A 14,949-nucleotide genomic window follows, 5' to 3' on the forward strand; every position below is an offset into this window, starting at 1 on the left:
AATACTGGACCGTCCAGTCTGCTTATGTTCAGCCGGCTGGCCCGATCCTTCGATGTCTAAAAAACGTTAATGGTGCCCATGTCGGCTTCCGCCTCCAGTCTGGTGCAGTTGTCCAACGTCCGCATCGACCGGAGCGGACGCACGATCCTGCGCGACGTGTCGCTGCAGGTGCCCAAGGGCAGCATCACCGCCGTGCTCGGCCCGTCCGGCAGCGGCAAGTCGACCCTGCTGGCGGCACTGACCGGCGAGCTGCGACCGGTCGCCGGCGAGGTCACCCTGTTCGGCAAGCCGATCCCGCACGACAGCAGCGCGCTGCTGGAGATGCGCAAGAGCGTGGGCGTGCTGCTGCAGGGCAATGGCCTGCTGACCGACCTCACCGTGGCCGAAAACGTCGCACTGCCGCTGCGTACGCATACCCGCCTGCCGGCCGCCGTGCTGCGCCGGCTGGTGGAGATGAAGCTGCATGCGGTGGGCCTGCTGGCCGCCGCCGATGCCTGGCCGCGCGAACTGTCCGGCGGCATGGCGCGCCGCGTGGCGCTGGCCCGTGCGCTGGCGCTGGACCCGCCGCTGATGATCTACGACGAGCCGCTGACCGGGCTGGACCCGATCGCCTCGGGGGTGATCATGAGCCTGATCCAGCGCCTCAACCACAGCCTGGGCCTGACCAGCATCATCGTCAGCCACCACGTGCACGAGACCCTGCCGATCTGCGACCAGGTCATCGCCATCGCCAATGGCGGCATCGTGTTCCAGGGATCGCCCGAGGCACTGCAGTCCAGCCAGGATCCGCTGCTGCGGCAGTTCCTGCATGGCCAGCCCGATGGCCCGATTCCGTTCGATGCCGCGCCGCGTGCGAGGGTTGCCTGATGCCGTTCGTTCAAGCCACCCGCTCGCTGGGCCGCGCCGGCCTGTTCTCGCTGACCGTGCTGCGCGGTTCGCTGCCGACCCGTGACTTCCTGGCCGAACTGACCCGCGAGATCTACAAGATCGGCGCGCGCTCGCTGCCGATCATCGCCGTCGGTGGCGCCTTCGTCGGCCTGGTGCTGACCCTGCAGGGCTACCGCACGCTGACCACCTTCGGTGCGGCCGACGCGCTGTCGACCCTGCTTGGCCTGTCGCTGTACCGCGAGCTGGCGCCGGTGCTGACCGCGCTGCTGTTCATCGGCCGCGCCGGCAGTTCGATCGCCGCCGAGCTGGGCCTGATGCGCGCCACCGACCAGATCAAGGCGCTGGAGCTGATGGCCATCGACCCGGTGGCCAAGGCCGTGGCACCACGCTTCTGGGCGGCGGTGCTGACCGTGCCGCTGCTGACCGGCATCTTCTGCTCGCTGGCGATCAGTGCCAGCTACTTCGAGGCCGTGCACGTGCTGGGCCTGGACAATGGCGTGTTCTGGTCGGCGCTGCGCAACAGCGTCGATTTCTGGGATGACTTCGGCGTGGCGATGCTGAAGTCGGCGATCTTCGGCGGCACCGCCGCGCTGGTCGCGGCCTACGTTGGCTTCCACGCCGAGCCGACCATCGAGGGCACCTCGGTGGCGACCACCCGTGCGGTGGTCAACGCCTCGCTGCTGGTGCTGATGTTCAACTTCGTTCTGTCGGCAATGTTGTTCACCTAACCCCTCCACCGGCGGTGCGCAGGCGCGCGCGGCCACCACGACTCGATCAGGTAATCCACATGGCCATCCGCGGTCCCAGACTCGAATTCTCCGTCGGCGCTTTCCTGCTGCTGGCCCTGGCCTCGCTGATGGTGCTGGCCGTGGCCTCGACCAACCAGCGCTGGAGCTGGGGCAGCCAGGGCTACGAGCTGAAGGCGCGCTTCTCCCAGGTCGGCCAGCTGCGCAAGCAGGCGCCGGTGAAGATCGGCGGCGTCACCGTCGGCCAGGTCGCCTCGATCGACCTGGACCCGGTGAAGTTCGAGTCCATCGTGACCCTGCGCATGGACAGCAAGGTCAAGGACCTGCCGGCGGACACCTCGGCCGGCATCTTCACCAGTGGTTTGCTCGGCGAGAGCTATATCGGTCTGCAGCCGGGCGGTGATCCGGACGTGCTGAAGGCCGGCGACGAGATTGTCTTCACCCAGCCGGCGGTTGACCTGATCCAGCTGGTTGGCAAGTACATGTTCAGTGGTGGCGCCGGTGGCGGCGCTGCTCAGAAGCCCAACGATGGCGCGCAGGCGCCTGCAACGGAACCGCAACCATGAAGATGAAACTGATCCCGGCCCTGCTCGCCTCGGCGCTGCTGGCAGCTACTCCGTTCCTCGCCCAGGCCCAGGCCGCCGCTCCCGCCGCTGCCGCGACGCAGGGCCAGGCCGGCAAGGTGGTGATCGATGCCAGCACGCGCATCCTCACCACCCTGCAGCAGCGCAGGAGCGAATTCGGCGGCAACCCGGCCAGCCTGCGCAACTACATCGACAGCGAACTGAACCGCACCTTCGACCGCGACTATGCCGCACGCCTGGTGCTGGGCCCGCACGCACGCGGTGCCTCGGATGCCGACATCAAGCTGTTCGCCGATGCCATGGCCGACAGCCTGATGCAGCGCTACGGTTCGACCCTGCTCAACATCCAGGGCAAGCCGAGCTTCCGCTTGAAGGGTGAAAGCCCGCTGCCGGGCAACCGCGGCGTGCGCGTGAGCACCGAGCTGGTGCGTGCCGGCAGCGAGCCGACCCCGGTCGAGTACTGGATGCGCAACGTGAACGGCCAGTGGAAGATCTTCGACGTCAACATCGAAGGCATCTCCTACGTGCAGACGTTCCGCAACCAGTTCGACACCCCGCTGCGCCAGAAGGGCATCAAGCAGGTGGCCAGCGAACTGCACAGCGGCAGCATGCAGGCCGGGCCCGCGGGCAATGGCAAGTAACGCACTGGCACTGCTGGAAGGCGACACCCTGCGCCTGCGCGGGGTGCTCGACCGCGCCGCGGTGATCGCGCTATGGCCGCAGCTGCAGGCCCTGCCGGCAAAACTGGCACGGCTGGAACTGGGCGAAGTCGAACGCGTGGACAGCGCCGGCCTGGCCCTGCTGGCCGAGCTGGCAGCACGTGCGCGCAAGGCCGGCCATCCGCTGGTGATCAGCGGCGCGCCGGCTGGCTACAACGAACTGAGCGCGGCCTATCGGCTGTCGCCCAACCTGGATTTCAACGCTACTTCTGCTGCGAGCTGACATGAACGTCGTGCGCACCCTCCCCCTGATCGTCCTGGCCACCGCCCTTACCGCCTGTGCCGGCAAGCCCGCGCGCAGCGATGCACCCGCGGCCAGCACCCTGGTTCCGGCCAGTACCACCACCTCGCCCGCCACCACGGCCACCGATGCAGGCACGGCTGACGCTGCACCGGTCGCACCCGTGGCCAATCCGCCGGCTGCTGCCGCATCGTCGCCGGCTGCGCCGACCGACAGCGGCGACAGCAGTGCAGCGAAGACCGCAGCAGCCACCGCGCCCGGTGGCGATGACGACTTCGATGCCCTCTATGGCGGTGCCGGCAACACCACCAATGCGGCGGCCTACGACCCGTGGGAACCGTTCAACCGCAAGGTGCACAAGTTCAACAACGCGGTCGACCGCGGCGTCGCGCGTCCGCTGGCCACCGCCTATACCCACGTGGTGCCGCGCTTCGCCCGCACCGGCGTCAGCAACTTCTTCAGCAACCTGCGCGCGCCGGTGACCATCACCAACCAGCTGCTGCAGGGCCGCGGTGCCGATGCATGGGACAGCCTCGGCCGCTTCCTGATGAACAGCACACTGGGCATCGGTGGTCTGTTCGATCCGGCCAGCAAGGCGATGGTGCCGCGCCGCAATGAGGACTTCGGCCAGACCCTGGGTGCCTGGGGCTGGCGTCGTTCGCGCTACGTGGAACTGCCGTTCTTCGGCCCGCGTACCGTGCGCGACGTATTCGGCCTGGCCGGCGACATTCCGCTGTCGCCGATCCGCCGCATCGAAGAGGACAAGGTCCGCATCGGCCTGCAGGGCCTGCAGCTGGTCGACACCCGCGCACAGCTGCTGGCGATCGACGACCTGCGCGACACCGCGGTGGACGAGTACTCGCTGGTGCGCGATGCGTGGATGCAGCGCCGCAACTACCAGATCGAGAACGATCTGCGCAGCAAGCGCGACCGTGGCCACGACGATGCCAACTCGCCGATTCCGGTCGATGCGATGCCGATGCCGCAGTGGACCCACTGAGTCCTTGCATCGATGCATGAAAAACCCCGCCTCGGCGGGGTTTTTCTTTGGCGTTGCGGATGGGGTCGGAGCCCTTTCCCGTGGAAAGGGATCCGCCCCCCGGCCGATCAGGCCGCCAGCGCGGCCTCGATGGCTTCGCGCAGGCGCGCATCGTCGGCGGCCACGTCCGGGGCGAAGCGGGCGATGACCTTGCCGTCGCGGCCGACGAGGAACTTCTCGAAGTTCCACAGCACTGCCGGCGCAGCGTGGATCGGAATCTCCTTGCTGGCCAGGCGCTCGCGCAGCGGGCCTTCGCCGATCGACTGCGGCTGCGCAGCGGTCAGCTGCTGGTACAGCGGGTGGGTGTCGTCACCAGCCACGCTGATCTTGGAGAACATCGGGAAGCTGACATCGTAGGTGAGCTGGCAGAACTGCTGGATCTCCGCTTCGCTGCCCGGCTCCTGGCCCAGGAAGTTGTTGGCGGGGAAGCCCAGCACTTCCAGGCCCTGCGCGTGCTTTTCCGCATACAGCGCCTGCAGGCCTTCGTACTGCGGGGTCAGGCCGCACTTGGAGGCGACGTTGACCAGCAGCAGTACCTTGCCCTGGTAATCGGCAAGCGAGGACGGCTGGCCGTCGATGGTGGTGAGGGAAATGTCCTGGATCGGGGTGCTCACGCGGGGGCTCCGGCTACGGCGGGGAATGGCCCACCAGCATAGCGCCGCGCACGTGGTTGTAGAGCCGAGCCTACGCTCGGCTGATGCCACAGCAGCCGAGCGTGGGCTCGGCTCTACAGGCAGGATTCAATCCACGCAGATCGTGCCCTGCGCCTTGCCCTCATCAATGCGCTGGCGGCAGCCGAAGTTCTGGCGCACATCGCGCTGGCAGGTACCGGACGCCGCGCCACCGGCCACCACCTCACCCGCAGCCAGGCACTGGCCCGTGCAGTCACTCTTGCGGCTGCAGGCCTTGCCGGCATCGGCGTAAGGAATCACGCACTGTTCGCGCTGCAGCCGGCCCAGCCGCTGCAGGGTGCCGCCAGCGGCCTGGCAGTCCACATCGCGCGCTTCGCGGTAGGCCTCGGCCGCTTCGGGCGTGGTCGCCGCGCCAGCAGGCGCCGGCATGTCCGCAACCGGCGGCGCACTGCCGCAGGCGGCAAGCAGCGCGGTCAGGGCAAGGCTGGTACAGAGGCGCAGGCGCATGGCGGTACCTGATCGAAGCGGACAGGCCGCCAGCATACGCATCGACGATGCAGGCGGCGTGTCGACGTAGCTCAGGCTTCGTCGCCGTCGTTGCCTTCGTCCTCGGCCGCGGCTTCAGCATCGGCCAGGTCGCCCAGCAGCGACTGCGCCTGCTCGGACGCCAGCGACTCCACGCCGCGCAGGCGTCGTTCGATGGTGCGCGTCTTGCGGCTGGCCTCGCCGATACTGCGGCCCACCGTGGTGATCTGCTTCTCGGCCTTCTCGAGGATGCCGGCGAACTTGCCGAACTCGCTCTTCACCGCGCCCAGCAGGCTCCACACCTCGCTGGAGCGCTGCTCGATGGCCAGCGTGCGGAAGCCCATCTGCAGGCTGTTGAGCAGGGCGGTGACGGTGGTCGGCCCAGCCACCACCACGCGATGCTCGCGCTGCAGCAGGTCGACCAGGCCCGGGCGCCGGATCACTTCGGCGTACAGGCCTTCGGTGGGCAGGAACATCACCGCGAAGTCTGTCGTATGCGGCGGCGCGATGTACTTGTCGCAGATCGACTTGGCCTGCACGCGTACCGCGCGCTCCAGCTGGACGCCCTGCAGGCGCACGCCCTCGGCGTCGCCCTGTTCCTGCGCATCCAGCAGCCGCTCGTAGTCTTCGCGCGGGAACTTGGAGTCGATCGGCAGCCACACCGGCGTGTCGTCGCTGCTGCGGCCCGGCAGGCGCACGGCGATGTCGACCATCTCACCGCTGTCCGGGCGTACCTTCACAGCCCGCGCGTACTGCTCCTGGGTGAGCGTCTGTTCGAGGATGTTCTCCAGCTGTACTTCACCCCAGCTGCCACGGTTCTTGACGTTGGTCAGCACACGCTTGAGATCGCCGACGCCGGTGGCCAGCTGCTGCATCTCGCCAAGGCCGCGCTGCACCTGTTCCAGGCGCTCGGAAACCAGCTTGAAGGAGTTGCCCAGGCGTGTTTCCAGCGTCGACTGCAGCTTTTCGTCCACGGTGTGGCGCATCTGCTCCAGTTTCTGCGCATTGTCGTTCTGCAGCGCGCGCAGCTGCTCTTCCAGCGTGGCGCGCATCTCGGCGATGCGCTGTTCGTTGCGCTGGGTCAGTTCCTGCAGGCGCAGGCCAAGGCTTTCGGTCAGGCGCTGCTGCGACTGCGCACCTTCCTCACGGCCCTTGCGCGCATCGTCCACAAGTGTCTGGCGCAGCGCGCCCAGCTGGGTGTCGGTACGCCCGGTAAGTTCCTGCAGCTGCTGGCCGAACGCGTGGATGCGCGCTTCCTGCTGCTGGCCGAAGGTTTCCAGCTGGCCGCGCAGTTCCTGCAGGCGCTGCCCCATGAGTGCGGCGCCACGCTGCTGGCTCTCCGCTGCCTCGGCACGCGCCTTGCGGGCGTCCTCGCCCAGCGCCTCGCGCAGCAGGTCCAGGCGCTGGTCGGTGCGGGTGGACAGGTCGGTCAGCGCGCGGGCAAAACCATCGAGCTGTTCGCGCAGTTCGCTGCGCCCGGCGCGCGCCTCCTCACGCACCGCCTGTTCCAGGCGGTCGTGCGGCGGGCGGCGCAGCAGGGCGACCAGCTGCAGGATGAGCACGGCCAATAGAAGGCCGCCAATGAGCAGATATTCGGTTTGCATGGGGCAAGTGTAGGCTGGTGGAGTCTCAGCTGCTGCGCCGGAACCATGCTCGCTCTGTACGGAAAGCCCACCTCCATCAACGTGCGCAAGGTGCTGTGGCTGTGCGCGGGGCTGGATCTGCCCCTGCACCACGAGCCTGCGCCACCGGCAGACCTGCTGGCCACACTGAATCCGAACCGGCAGGTACCGGTCCTGCGCGATGGCGACTTCGTGCTGTGGGAGTCCAACAGCATCTGCCGCTACCTGGCCACCCACGCCGGCCGTGACGACCTGCTGCCCGCTGCGGCGCAGGCCCGTGCGCGGGTGGAGCAGTGGATGGACTGGCAGGCCAGCGATCTCAACAGTGCCTGGCGCCACGTGTTCATGGCGCGGGTGCGGCAACATCCGGACTACCCGGATGACGCCCGTGCCGAGGCCAGCCTGGCGCAGTGGAACCGGCTGATGGGGGTGCTTGATGCACAGCTGGCCGCCACCGGTGGCTACGTGGCGGGCAACACCTTCACCTTGGCCGATATCGTGCTGGGGCTGTCGACCCAGCGCTGGCGCAGCACACCGGGCAACAGACCCGCATTGCCCAAGGTGGAGGCCTGGTTCGAGCGCCTGCGCCAGCAGCCGGGGTTTGCCGCGCACGTCGACACCGGGGTTGCCTGAGGGATGGGTCTTTTTGCAGGGCTTGCAGCCTTGCACCTGCTGCAGGCGAGAGCCGAAGCAACAGCAGAAGCTGGCTATCCGTGGGATGGCGGGGTGGGTGCCGACCGTTGGTCGGCACGGGGCCGGCTCTGGTAGGTGTCGACCTTGGTCGACACGCGAGCGAGGCGACCGGCTTCTGCTCTTCTTTTTCTTTTCCGTGGTGGGCGTGTCCTGCGCAATCCACCCCGCCCGGCCCACTCCGCGGCATTCAAACGACGCAACCCGCCACGAAGGGCTCAGCCCTTGGCCTGGATCCTTACCAGCCTTCCAGCACGATCTTGCCCTTGGCGCGGTGGCTTTCCAGCAGCGCATGCGCGCGCCGCAGGTTGGCCGCGTCGATGCGCCCGAAGTGCTCGCCCAGCGTGGTCTGCAGCACGCCGGCATCGATCAGCTCGGCCACCCGGTTCAACAGGTCGTGCTGGCGCTGCATGTCCGCGGTCCTGTACAGCGGGCGGGTGAACATCGATTCCCAGTGCAGCGACAGCGCCTTGCGCTTGAGCGCCATCACATCCACCTGGCCCGGATCGTCGATCAGGCCCAACTGGCCCTGCGGCGCCAGCAGCTCGACGATCTGCGTGTAGTGCTGGTCGGAGTGGGTCAGGCTGGCCACGTGCTGCACTTCGCTGATGCCCAGCCGTGCCAGGCCTTCGGCCAGCGGCTGGCTGTGGTCGATCACATGGTGCGCGCCCATCGCATAGACCCAGTCCTGGGTGTCCGGGCGCGATGCGGTGCCGATCACGGTCAGCTTGGTCAGCTTCCGCGCCAGCTGCACCAGGATCGAGCCGACGCCACCGGCGGCACCGATCACCAGCAGGGCCTGGCCCTCGCCACCGCCCTCGGGAATACGCAGGCGGTCGAACAGCAGCTCCCAGGCGGTGATCGCGGTCAGCGGCAACGCTGCGGCCGCGGCATCATCGAGGCTGGCCGGCTTGCGGCCGACGCTGCGCTCGTCCACCAGCTGGTATTCGGCATTGCTGCCCGGCCGGTCGATGACGCCGGCGTAGTAGACCGCATCGCCAGGCTGGAACAGGGTCACGTCACTGCCCACCGCGTCGACGATGCCGACCGCGTCCCAACCCAGCACGCGCGGGCCGTCGGTGGCCACGCCGCGGCGGACCTTGGTGTCGACCGGATTGACCGCCACCGCGCGCACCGCCACCCGCAGGTCACGCGGGCCGGGCTGCGGCAGGTCCAGTTCGATGTCGATCAGGGCCTGCGCATCATCAATCGGCAGGCCGGCGTGGGTGTAGGCAATGGCGCGCATGGCAGCGGTCCAGTGGGGAGGGAGTGGACAGGTTGCGCCGCGCACGGTCGCTCAGAAAGGCGCAGAATCGGGCAGCACTTTCACTCCGGCGATGAAGATGATCCGCTTCGACGACCTGCAGTTGTTCGTCCGCACGGCCGCGCTGGGCAGCTTCTCGCAGGCCGCCCGCGAGGCCGACCTGTTGCCCGGCCAGGTCGCTGCTGCCGTGGCGCGGCTGGAACGCGAACTGGACCTGCGCCTGTTCGTGCGCACCACCCGCAGCCTGCGCCTGACCGGCGAGGGCGCGCTGTACCTGCCCTATGCGCAGGAGGTACTGGCCACCCTGCGCGAAGGGCGGGCCCGCGTGCAGGGCGAGGACGCCGAGCTGCACGGGACGCTGCAGCTGTCGGCGCCGTCGGACTTCGGTCGCAACCTGCTGCTGCCGTGGCTGACCGCATTCCGAGCCGCACATCCACGGCTGCGCCTGCACCTGCGGCTGTCCGATGAAGTGGCCGACGTGTTCCGCGATCCGGTCGATGTGGCGATCCGCATCGGCCACTTCGACGACGCCAACTACGTGGCCCTGCCCCTGCTCGAAGGCAACCGCCGTGTACTCGCAGCCTCGCCCGATTACCTGCGGCGACGAGGCACGCCCGTGCGCCTGGACGAACTGCGCGAGCACGATTGCCTGGTCTACCAGCTCAGTGGCCGCGCCTACGATCGCTGGTCGTTCGAGGTTGACGGGCGCCGCACCGTGATCCCGGTGCGCGGCCCGCTGGTCTGCGACGACGCCGACGTGGTGCGGCGCTGGGCCGTCGCCGGCGAAGGCATCACCTACAAGTCCTGGCTGGACCTGCGCGAGGATGTGCTGGCCGGGCGCCTGCAGCTGCTGCTGGACGGCGTTGGCAGCAGCATCCCGCTGCAGCTGGTGTGCCCGCACCGCAAGCAGTTCTCACCCGCCGTGCGGCAGCTGCACGCGCAGCTGCGCCAGCACCTGCAACCGCTGCTGTCTGGGATGCCGGTTGGCCCCACCGGCCCCCTGTCGCCCGCCCCGGCGCTGGCCGACAATGGCGGCCCCCCGTAACAAGAGAACGCCGCCATGCCGTGGATGGGCATCCAGGACCTGTGGACGTTTCTGGTCGCCGTGCTGGTGTTTCTCGCCCTGCCCGGCCCCGGCACCTTCACCCTGCTGACCGCCACCGGCCGAGGTGGCGTGCGAGGTGGCTACACGGCGCTGGCCGGCCTGCTGGTCGGTGACCAGATCCTGATGTGGCTGGCGCTGGCCGGCGTGGCCGCGCTGCTCAAAGCCAATCCGCTGGTGTTCCATGCCGTGCAGTACCTGGGTGCGGCCTACCTGGTGTGGGTGGGCATCAGCCTGCTGCGCACGCCGAAGCACGAGGGCGGTGAGACTGGCTCGATCCGCATGCAGCCGGGCCGCTATTTCCAGCAGGCGATCCTGGTCAGCCTGCTCAATCCGAAGGCGATCCTGTTCTATATGGCCTTCCTGCCGCTGTTCATCGATCCGAAGGCGCACCAGGGCATTGCCACCTTCGCGGCGCTGGCCGGCATCATCCTGGTGGTCAGCATCGCCTACTGCTCGATGCTGATCGGGGTCGGCAACCTGGCCCGCCGCCGGTTGATCCAGCATCCGCGCATCAGCGATGCGCTGCGCCGGGTGGCCGGCCTGTTCCTGGTGGGGTTCGGCATCCGCCTTGGGCTCAACGGCTGATACCGCCGTCGAGCAGGCTCTGGCGCCACGTCGGCCAACCAAGGTTGGCCTCTACCAGAGCGCGGGATCCGGTAGTCGCCGACCTTGGTCGGCACTGGTGCCACCGGCGTTCATGACCTCAGAGGCCGTCTGCCAACCAGGGTTGGCCTCTACCGGCCGTGCATTTCGGCACGCAGATGGTCGATGAACACCCGCAGTTTCGGTGCCATGTGCTCGCGCGCCGGGTAGTACAGATGAAAGCCGGCAAAGGGCGGCTGCCAGTCGTCCAGCACCGCCTGCAGGCGCCCGGCCACCAGATCATCGGCTACCAGCGAGGCGAACCCCTGTGCCATGCCCAGCCCGGCCAGCACGGCGGCGTAGGCCAGTTCGGCATCGTTGAACACCAGGCGGCCGGTCACGTCCACCTCCAGATCGTGGCCATCCCGGCTGAACTCCCACGGCATCAACCGGCCATTGGCACGACGGTGGACGATGCACGGATATCCCTGCAGATCATTCGGGCTGGCCGGGATGCCATGCCGCGCGAAGTAATCCGGCGTGGCCACCACCACCTGTCGCTCCGGCGGCCCGATCGGCACCGCGATCATGCCGCGCGCCAGTGATTCACCCAGGCGGATGCCAGCATCGAAGCCCTCGGCCACCAAATCGGTCAGCGCCGGCTCCACGCACAGTTCCACCTCCACCTGCGGGTAGCGCGCCAGGAACGCAGGCAGTGTGGGCAGCACCCGGCGCTCGGCAACGATGCGTGGCAGGGTGATGCGCAGCTTGCCGGCCGGGACCGCGCGCACGCTGTCGAGATCGGCGAACGCCGATTCGATCTGTGCCAGCCCGCCGCGTACATGTGCGAGGAAGCGCGCACCGTGTTCGGTCAGGCCAACCCGGCGCGTCGTCCGCTGCAGCAGGCGCACGCCCATCCGCGCTTCCAGCGCGCGCACGCTCTGCGACAGCGCCGAGGTGGAGACCCCCAGCGCATCGGCGGCGCGGGTAAAGCTGGCATGGTCGGCGACGTGGACGAAGGCGACCACCGCCGACAACGGTGTGGAGGGATCCATTGTGAAGCCACTCTTCATGGTGAGTCCGGTTCCTTCCAGTTTATCCACAGGATCGGGCGACGGATGCTGTGGCTCCCGGCGGTGCAGCCGCCTTCCTGTGAGAGAGCCCACATGTCGCTGGACCACTACCGCCTGCTTGGCCGCTCCGGCCTTCGCGTCAGCCCGTTGGCACTGGGTACGATGACCTTCGGTGCCGACTGGGGCTGGGGTGCGGACGAAGCCGAGGCCCGCCGCATCTTCGACAGCTACATCGAACGTGGCGGCAACTTCATCGATACCGCGAACAACTACACCAATGGCAGCGCCGAGACCCTGCTCGGACGCTTCGCCCAGGGCCAGCGCGACCGGCTGGTGCTCGCCAGCAAGTACACCCTGGCGACCGTGCCCGGCGACCCGAACAACGCCGGCAACCACCGCAAGAGCATGCTGCGCTCGGTGGAGGACAGCCTGCGCCGGCTGGGTACCGACTATCTGGACCTGCTGTACCTGCATGCCTGGGACGACACCACCGGCGTGGACGAGGTGATGCGGGGCTTCGACGACCTGGTCCGCAGCGGCAAAGTGCTCTACGCCGGCATCTCCGATACGCCGGCCTGGCAGATCGCGCGCATGCAGACCCTGGCCGACCTGCGCGGCTGGGCACCGTTGGTGGCGCTGCAGATCGAGTACAGCCTGATCCAGCGCAGCGTCGAACACGAACTGCTGCCGATGGCCGAGGCCCTGGGCCTGGGCGTGGTGGCGTGGTCGCCCCTGGGCAGTGGCGTGCTGACCGGCAAATACAGCGCGGCCGACCTGGCCCAGGGCGAGGCACTCGATGCCTCACCGGGTGGCTCACGCCGCAATGTCGCCCTGATCAATGGTGCATTGACCCCACGTTCGCTGCAGATTGCCGAGGAAGTCGGGTTGATCGCCGCCGCTCTTTCGCATTCGCCTGCGCAGGTGGCACTGGCCTGGTTGCTGCAGCGCCCCGGTAACGGCGCGCTGCCGATCATCGGCGCCCGTACCCTTGCGCAGTTCGAGCACAACCTGGCCGCGCTGCAACTGGTGCTGCCGGCCGATGCCTTGGCCCGTCTTGATGCGATCAGTGCGGTGGCGCCTTCGTTCCCACACGATTTCCTGCAGATGCCATTGCCAAGAATGCTGATGAGCGGCGGTACCCGCCTGCGCGCCCGCAGGCGCTGAGGCCCTGGCAGGGAGGGCGCGCTATGCTGGCCTTCCCTGCCGAACGGACGCGCGTGGATGGCCCGGTTGGCTCGCTGTACCCTGTCCTTGCTGCTGCTCGCCGGCGCCGCCTCTGGCACCACCGTGCAGGACCATCGCTGCCTGACCGGTGGTCGCAATGACAGCATCCACCTGGAATGGCGCTGGCTGGAGGACGGCCAGTCCGAGGTGCGCTACGCGGGCCACCGCGATCGCCTGCCGCTGCGCCGGGTTTCGATGGAGACCACGGTGCTGGCCGAAGATCGCCCCTACCAGTTCGACAGCGTCTGGGAAGAGCATGTCGATGGCCGCCTCAACGGCCGTTACCTGCTGAGCACGCAGGGTGCCCTGGTGCTGGATCTGCGCTACGAACGCGCCCGCGACGGCCGCAGCACCACCTTCCACGACGACCCCGAAGCCTGGCAGGAAGACGGCTGCCACTGGCCTAGCACTCCCTGAGGCGGTACCGGGCTTACGGCCCTTTATGCCGATTCCGGCACTCTGGTCGCGGTGCAGCGCGCGCGAGGGCGGGCATGACCCCCGTCAGTGGTAATGCTGCGCTGCGTTCGGTCACACTCGGGAACTTGTCGTTCTTAGTCACCCCTTCCGAGGCCTGCATGTCCCTGTTCCGGCGCAAGTCCCTAGATTCCGTCACCGTCCACGAAGCCGGCAGGCGCCTGATCCCGACGCTCAGCTGGCCGCACCTGATCGCGCTGGGCATCGGCGCCATCGTCGGTACCGGCATCTACACGCTGATCGGCGTGGGTGCCAACCTGGCCGGCCCGGCCGTGCTGATCTCCTTCGCGATTGCCGGTGCGGTCTGCGCCTGCGCGGCACTGTCCTACGCCGAACTGTCGACGATGATGCCGGCCGCCGGCAGTGCCTACACCTACAGCTACAGCGCGCTGGGCGAGGTATTCGCCTGGGTTGTGGGCTGGAGCCTGATCCTGGAGTACTCGCTGGTGGTGAGTACGGTGGCGGTGGGCTGGTCCGGCTACTTCGTCGGCTTCCTCGAATGGGTCCATACCCAGTTCGGCTGGAATGTGCACCTGCCGGCCTGGCTGGCCGCCGGCCCGCACGTGGAAGGCGGCATGATCAACCTGCCGGCGATCATCATCACCTGGCTGGTGGCCGGCATGCTGATGGCCGGCACCAAGGAAAGCGCCACGCTCAACGCCATCCTGGTGGTGTTCAAGCTGATCGCGCTGGCCATCTTCGTGGCCGTGGCCCTGCCCGCCTTCGACAGCGCCAACCTGCAGCCGTTCATGCCGTATGGTTTCGCCAAGTCGATGGGCCCCGACGGCGTCGAGCACGGCGTGATGGCGGCAGCGGCGATCATCTTCTTCGCCTTCTACGGCTTCGACGCGATCTCCACCGCCGCTGAGGAAACCAAGAACCCGGGCCGCGACCTGTCGATCGGCATCATCGGTTCGATGATCGGCTGCACCATCGTCTACGTGCTGGTGGCGCTGGCCGCCGTGGGTGCGATGAGCTACGCCGTGTTCGGACACAGCGCCGAGCCGCTGGCGCTGATCATGCGCCAGCTGGGCCATCCGACCGCGGCGATGGTGATCGGCGTGATCGCGATCATCGCTCTGCCGACGGTGCTGCTGGCGTTCCTGTACGGCCAGAGCCGCATCTTCTTCGTGATGAGCCGCGATGGCCTGCTGCCGCGTGGCCTGTCCAAGGTCAACGCACGCACCGGCACGCCGGTGGCGACCACACTGTTCACTGCGGTGGTGGTGTCGGCGCTGGCTGGTGTGGCGCGCCTGGACGAGATCGCCGCGCTGGCCAACGCCGGTACCCTGGCCGCGTTCACGGCCGTCGGCATCTGCCTGGTGGTGCTGCGCCTGCGCGAGCCGAACCGCGAGCGCACGTTCCGCACGCCGCTGGCCTTCGTGGTCGGTCCGCTGGCCGCGCTGGGCTGCATCTACCTGTTCCTCAGCCTGCCGCACAGCACCCAGCTGTACTTCCTGCTGTGGAACGTGGCGGGCCTGGTGCTGTACTTCCTGTACAGCCGTCGCCACGCGCTGATCGCGAAGTAACCGGCTCGCCGG

General features: G+C 68.2%; 17 protein-coding genes. 12 read left to right on the forward strand and 5 right to left on the reverse strand.

The genetic code is table 11. The features are described 5' to 3' along the window. Positions 1 to 78: 78 nt before the first annotated feature. Genes ACZK29_RS21795 through ACZK29_RS21820 form a run of 6 tightly spaced genes read left to right on the forward strand, consistent with a single transcriptional unit; the run spans position 79 to position 4,178 of the window. Positions 79 to 867, forward strand: coding sequence for an ABC transporter ATP-binding protein (locus tag ACZK29_RS21795; RefSeq protein WP_106549131.1), 789 nt, complete (start codon positions 79 to 81; stop codon positions 865 to 867). Further along, positions 867 to 1,616, forward strand: coding sequence for an MlaE family lipid ABC transporter permease subunit (locus ACZK29_RS21800; protein ID WP_005414955.1), 750 nt, complete (start codon positions 867 to 869; stop codon positions 1,614 to 1,616). Before ACZK29_RS21795 ends, ACZK29_RS21800 begins: the two co-directional genes overlap by 1 nt. 59 nt (positions 1,617 to 1,675) lie before the next feature. Beyond that, entirely contained in the window at positions 1,676 to 2,200 is a 525-nt protein-coding gene (gene mlaD, locus ACZK29_RS21805) for an outer membrane lipid asymmetry maintenance protein MlaD (RefSeq protein WP_005411706.1), read from the forward strand. Next, positions 2,197 to 2,859: an MlaC/ttg2D family ABC transporter substrate-binding protein gene (locus ACZK29_RS21810; protein ID WP_459048400.1), complete on the forward strand. Its 663-nt coding sequence runs from the start codon at positions 2,197 to 2,199 to the stop codon at positions 2,857 to 2,859. The genes mlaD and ACZK29_RS21810 overlap by 4 nt, the downstream gene beginning before the upstream one ends. Then, positions 2,849 to 3,160 carry an STAS domain-containing protein gene (locus tag ACZK29_RS21815; RefSeq protein WP_111204742.1) on the forward strand — a complete coding sequence of 104 codons (312 nt, stop codon included), beginning with the start codon at positions 2,849 to 2,851 and terminating at the stop codon, positions 3,158 to 3,160. The genes ACZK29_RS21810 and ACZK29_RS21815 overlap by 11 nt, the downstream gene beginning before the upstream one ends. 1 nt (position 3,161) lies before the next feature. Continuing rightward, positions 3,162 to 4,178 (forward strand): MlaA family lipoprotein, encoded by a 1,017-nt coding sequence (locus tag ACZK29_RS21820; protein WP_459048399.1) that lies wholly within the window; start codon positions 3,162 to 3,164, stop codon positions 4,176 to 4,178. 107 nt (positions 4,179 to 4,285) lie between these two features. Here ACZK29_RS21820 and ACZK29_RS21825 read toward each other — a convergent pair whose 3' ends face one another. The 3 genes from ACZK29_RS21825 to ACZK29_RS21835 all read right to left on the reverse strand — a co-directional run bounded on the left by ACZK29_RS21825 (position 4,286) and on the right by ACZK29_RS21835 (position 6,978). Then, complete coding sequence (locus ACZK29_RS21825; protein ID WP_010487473.1) at positions 4,286 to 4,831, reverse strand: glutathione peroxidase; 546 nt, start codon at positions 4,829 to 4,831, stop codon at positions 4,286 to 4,288. A gap of 126 nt (positions 4,832 to 4,957) precedes the next feature. After that, on the reverse strand, positions 4,958 to 5,356 hold the full coding sequence (locus tag ACZK29_RS21830) for a hypothetical protein (protein ID WP_478446499.1): 399 nt from the start codon (positions 5,354 to 5,356) through the stop codon (positions 4,958 to 4,960). Positions 5,357 to 5,427: 71 nt separating this feature from the next. Further along, the gene (locus tag ACZK29_RS21835; protein WP_111204739.1) at positions 5,428 to 6,978 is read right to left on the reverse strand and encodes a DNA recombination protein RmuC; all 1,551 of its coding nucleotides are present in this window, start codon (positions 6,976 to 6,978) and stop codon (positions 5,428 to 5,430) included. Positions 6,979 to 7,023: 45 nt separating this feature from the next. Here ACZK29_RS21835 and ACZK29_RS21840 point away from each other — a divergent pair, with 45 nt between their 5' ends. Beyond that, the gene (locus ACZK29_RS21840; protein WP_111204738.1) at positions 7,024 to 7,629 is read left to right on the forward strand and encodes a glutathione S-transferase family protein; all 606 of its coding nucleotides are present in this window, start codon (positions 7,024 to 7,026) and stop codon (positions 7,627 to 7,629) included. Between the two features lie 295 nt (positions 7,630 to 7,924). On the opposite strand, the gene ACZK29_RS21845 is transcribed toward ACZK29_RS21840, so the two are convergent. Next, a complete protein-coding gene (locus tag ACZK29_RS21845) occupies positions 7,925 to 8,932 on the reverse strand; it encodes a zinc-binding alcohol dehydrogenase family protein (RefSeq protein ID WP_459048353.1) in 1,008 nt (335 codons plus the stop codon). Positions 8,933 to 9,023: 91 nt separating this feature from the next. On the opposite strand from ACZK29_RS21845, the gene ACZK29_RS21850 reads away from it, so the two are divergent. Together ACZK29_RS21850 and leuE are read left to right on the forward strand one after the other, a co-directional pair. After that, a complete protein-coding gene (locus ACZK29_RS21850) occupies positions 9,024 to 9,995 on the forward strand; it encodes a LysR family transcriptional regulator (RefSeq protein WP_164147279.1) in 972 nt (323 codons plus the stop codon). A 15-nt stretch (positions 9,996 to 10,010) separates the two neighbouring features. Next, positions 10,011 to 10,640 carry a leucine efflux protein LeuE gene (leuE, locus tag ACZK29_RS21855; protein WP_111205252.1) on the forward strand — a complete coding sequence of 210 codons (630 nt, stop codon included), beginning with the start codon at positions 10,011 to 10,013 and terminating at the stop codon, positions 10,638 to 10,640. 149 nt (positions 10,641 to 10,789) lie between these two features. Here the strand turns inward: leuE and ACZK29_RS21860 are convergent, their stop codons facing one another. Continuing rightward, on the reverse strand, positions 10,790 to 11,692 hold the full coding sequence (locus ACZK29_RS21860) for a LysR family transcriptional regulator (RefSeq protein ID WP_478446500.1): 903 nt from the start codon (positions 11,690 to 11,692) through the stop codon (positions 10,790 to 10,792). 111 nt (positions 11,693 to 11,803) lie between these two features. Here ACZK29_RS21860 and ACZK29_RS21865 point away from each other — a divergent pair, with 111 nt between their 5' ends. From ACZK29_RS21865 to ACZK29_RS21875, 3 genes are all read left to right on the forward strand, one after another. Continuing rightward, positions 11,804 to 12,874, forward strand: a complete 1,071-nt coding sequence (locus ACZK29_RS21865; RefSeq protein ID WP_478446501.1) for an aldo/keto reductase — start codon at positions 11,804 to 11,806, stop codon at positions 12,872 to 12,874. Positions 12,875 to 12,931: 57 nt separating this feature from the next. After that, a complete protein-coding gene (locus tag ACZK29_RS21870; protein WP_111205249.1) occupies positions 12,932 to 13,351 on the forward strand; it encodes a hypothetical protein in 420 nt (139 codons plus the stop codon). A 158-nt stretch (positions 13,352 to 13,509) separates the two neighbouring features. Continuing rightward, a complete protein-coding gene (locus tag ACZK29_RS21875) occupies positions 13,510 to 14,937 on the forward strand; it encodes an amino acid permease (RefSeq protein ID WP_106549141.1) in 1,428 nt (475 codons plus the stop codon). Positions 14,938 to 14,949: the final 12 nt, after the last annotated feature.

The sequence above is a fragment of the Stenotrophomonas sp. 89682_Sma genome (assembly GCF_056481405.1).